General features: G+C 34.7%; 3 protein-coding genes and 2 pseudogenes. 1 reads left to right on the forward strand and 4 read right to left on the reverse strand.

Translation table 11 applies throughout. From position 1 onward, the window contains the following. Positions 1-221 (forward strand): annotated as a pseudogene (locus K4H96_RS00100) (hypothetical protein); the annotation flags it as partial. On the opposite strand, the pseudogene K4H96_RS00105 reads toward K4H96_RS00100, so the two are convergent. From K4H96_RS00105 to K4H96_RS00120, 4 genes and pseudogenes are all read right to left on the reverse strand, one after another. Continuing rightward, positions 217-1,203: pseudogene (locus K4H96_RS00105) on the reverse strand (site-specific integrase); the annotation flags it as partial. The pseudogenes K4H96_RS00100 and K4H96_RS00105 sit on opposite strands and share 5 nt — an antisense overlap. 65 nt (positions 1,204-1,268) lie before the next feature. Beyond that, a complete protein-coding gene (locus K4H96_RS00110) occupies positions 1,269-1,532 on the reverse strand; it encodes a helix-turn-helix domain-containing protein (protein ID WP_227956289.1) in 264 nt (87 codons plus the stop codon). Beyond that, positions 1,523-2,122 carry a replication protein gene (locus K4H96_RS00115; protein WP_227956291.1) on the reverse strand — a complete coding sequence of 200 codons (600 nt, stop codon included), beginning with the start codon at positions 2,120-2,122 and terminating at the stop codon, positions 1,523-1,525. The genes K4H96_RS00110 and K4H96_RS00115 overlap by 10 nt, the downstream gene beginning before the upstream one ends. 124 nt (positions 2,123-2,246) lie before the next feature. Next, the coding region (locus K4H96_RS00120) for a hypothetical protein (RefSeq protein WP_408642930.1) at positions 2,247-2,805 on the reverse strand (559 nt) is incomplete at its 5' end.

The following is a 2,805-nucleotide window of genomic DNA, read 5'->3' on the forward strand; positions in this document are numbered from 1 at the left end:
ATCTAACTCATGAACAACTCCAAGATCTAACTCATGAACAACTCCAAGAATGGTTCTCAGCATTTCAAGAAGATTTAGATAATGATAAAATAACTCTGAAAGATTATGTTTTATTTTATCTCACTTTTTTCTTAGGTGATAGAAAATCTGAAACCTATGCTCTTCAATGGAAACATATCGACTTTTCAAAATCACAGATTCAGCTAATTCGAGCTTTAGATAGTCAGCGTGTAAAGGCTTATTGATGTTTCCTTTTGTGTCGATATATGTAAAAACAAATTGTTCTGGATTACTGATGATGCCAAACTTTGCCAGTTCATATTTTTGTTGTTCTTTCCAAGAGGTAAGGAGTTGAAGTAAGTCATTAGAAATAGAGAAAATAGTTTTCTTATTTCCCTTAGTAGATTTTACTTGTCCATATCTATCTAAAGCTTGAATTAGCTGAATCTGTGATTTTGAAAAGTCGATATGTTTCCATTGAAGAGCATAGGTTTCAGATTTTCTATCACCTAAGAAAAAAGTGAGATAAAATAAAACATAATCTTTCAGAGTTATTTTATCATTATCTAAATCTTCTTGAAATGCTGAGAACCATTCTTGGAGTTGTTCATGAGTTAGATATAAATCTTCCTCTCTCTTTGACTCTGCAAGCTTAATCTTTTTAGTAGCCTTTATTCTTCTTAATATTTTTGCAACCTTATTAGCTTCTATATACTCAAGTTCTTCTGCCCAGTCAAAAATGGAAATTACATAACTACGTAAAGATTTGAAGTTCGCATATTCATTAGCCTTAGATGTCATTAGATTTAGGATAACTTGCTTATTTTGGTTTAAAAACTGTATCGTATAGTTTCCAAGAAGTGGCAGTATATGTTTTTCAAAACAGGTTTTGGTATTAGCAACTGTTGACTTGCTTGGTGGTTTAGAAGTAGATGTAGTTTGACCTGCTTTATAAGAGTCCCACCAGATATTGTTATAGAAGTCTGAGAAAAGAATATCTCCTTTTGCAAGTCCTGTAAATTCATTATCCTCTATTTGATTTAATTTAGTAAGCAAGTCTATCTCAGCTTGTCTTGCCTCCTTTCTAGTTTTAAATCTTTTATCATAATAGTTATTATTAACAATGCCAAGAGGCATTCGTGCTTCTATTGGTATATAGACTTTTAAGCGGTAAGTTCCGTTTTTTGTCTTACTGATAGTCATGATATTCTCCTATATATCGAACCAGAAAATATCATGACCATTATAAAATAAAAATCTTGATTTTTCTAGTTGTTACCGTTTAGCCAGCAGTCAATAGCGTCTTTGTGGAATCGAATTGTTTTTCYAATTTTGATTGATGGAAGCCCCCTTTGAATCCATGAATCAAGAGTATTGTTGGARATTCCCAAATAATCGCAAGTCTGTTGTTTGTTCAAATAGGGACAACTTAAAGAATTTTTTTCTATTTGTTGTTCAATTTCTTTTTGGATAAGATTGGATAGTAGTAGTTGAATCTGATGAATCTGTTCATCAGGAAGAATTACTTGCATTTATTACCCTCCTTCTTATCTTGGTTCCTCATTGGATTGCATCGACGTGAATCCAAATACTTAGCAAAAAAGTAGGTGCGCTCAATGATAAGTCCTAGAAGTGGTGTGTGATTAGCTCGTGCATACCAGACGAGTTCTTMAAACTCTGTGAAGTCATTCTGTTCAATAATATCCACAACTTCATGCATGAAATCATCTGAGTTATTTTYTACAAGAAATTTATCGAGATTAAAACCACATCCAACTTCAATATCATTTATATCATATTGAGTTTTCTCCTTGTTTTCGGCATGAATGAAGTAGTCAAAAAGTCCTTTGGGAGATTGTACGATTTCTACATGAGCAGGTCCATTCAACTTGTCCTTGATTAGCTCGGAAACTTGTTTATAACTTTTGAGAGAATCAAAGAAGAAAGCCCCGTGTTTGTGAGATTTTTTCAGTTCCCCAGTTTGTCGGTTAATGTCTTTATCGTGCCAAGGACTAAGGATGAAGGGGATGTGTAGTTCTTCAAGAACTTCAAGGTAGTCAGCAGGGGCGCTTTCTTTGTAAAAAAGGAATGTCCACTTGCTGGAGCGTTGTTCTTTTGTCATTTTGATATACCTTTCTGATTACTGATTACAGGATAATTGGGGGTCGTAGTAACCCCAATTATCTTGGAAAATGCTAGAAGGGGGGGCTATCTGGCTACTGCTTAACGCAAGCCATAGCCCCTTTTTATCGTTTTTTACCAACTAACCATAGCTTATTACGAATCCGATTAGGTGCTGAAAAGTAGTAGTCAGGATGTTGACTCGAAACCTCTTCTTTCAGTTGAGAGGTCATGTCAGCCAAAATTTTTTGCCCCTGCTGGTCTCTAGGGACTTTGACAAAAACCGTCACATCATCTTTTCGTATGTCTACGACACTCTTATGTGCACAGTGATTAAAACTACTATTTATGGGATTGAAGGTAGTTATATTCTGATTGTCAATCGTTGTTACTTTTTCTGATTTCTCACGTTGCGTTAGAAACTGACGAAGTTTGAATGTAAAGTATACGGACTTAAAATAGTTGAATAGACTATCAAATCGAAATCGATTCAGAATTTCAAACATTACAGAAACAAATAGTGTAAGAAGAAGGAAGGACATGATGATGTGACGGTTTTTGTCAAAGTCCCTAGAGACCAGCAGGGGCAAAAAATTTTGGCTGACATGACCTCTCAACTTTTGGCTGACATGACCTCTCAACTGAAAGAAGAGGTTTCGAGTCAACATCCTGACTACTACTTTT

The sequence above is a fragment of the Streptococcus sanguinis genome (assembly GCF_020729765.1).
Lineage (GTDB): Bacteria > Bacillota > Bacilli > Lactobacillales > Streptococcaceae > Streptococcus > Streptococcus sanguinis_Q.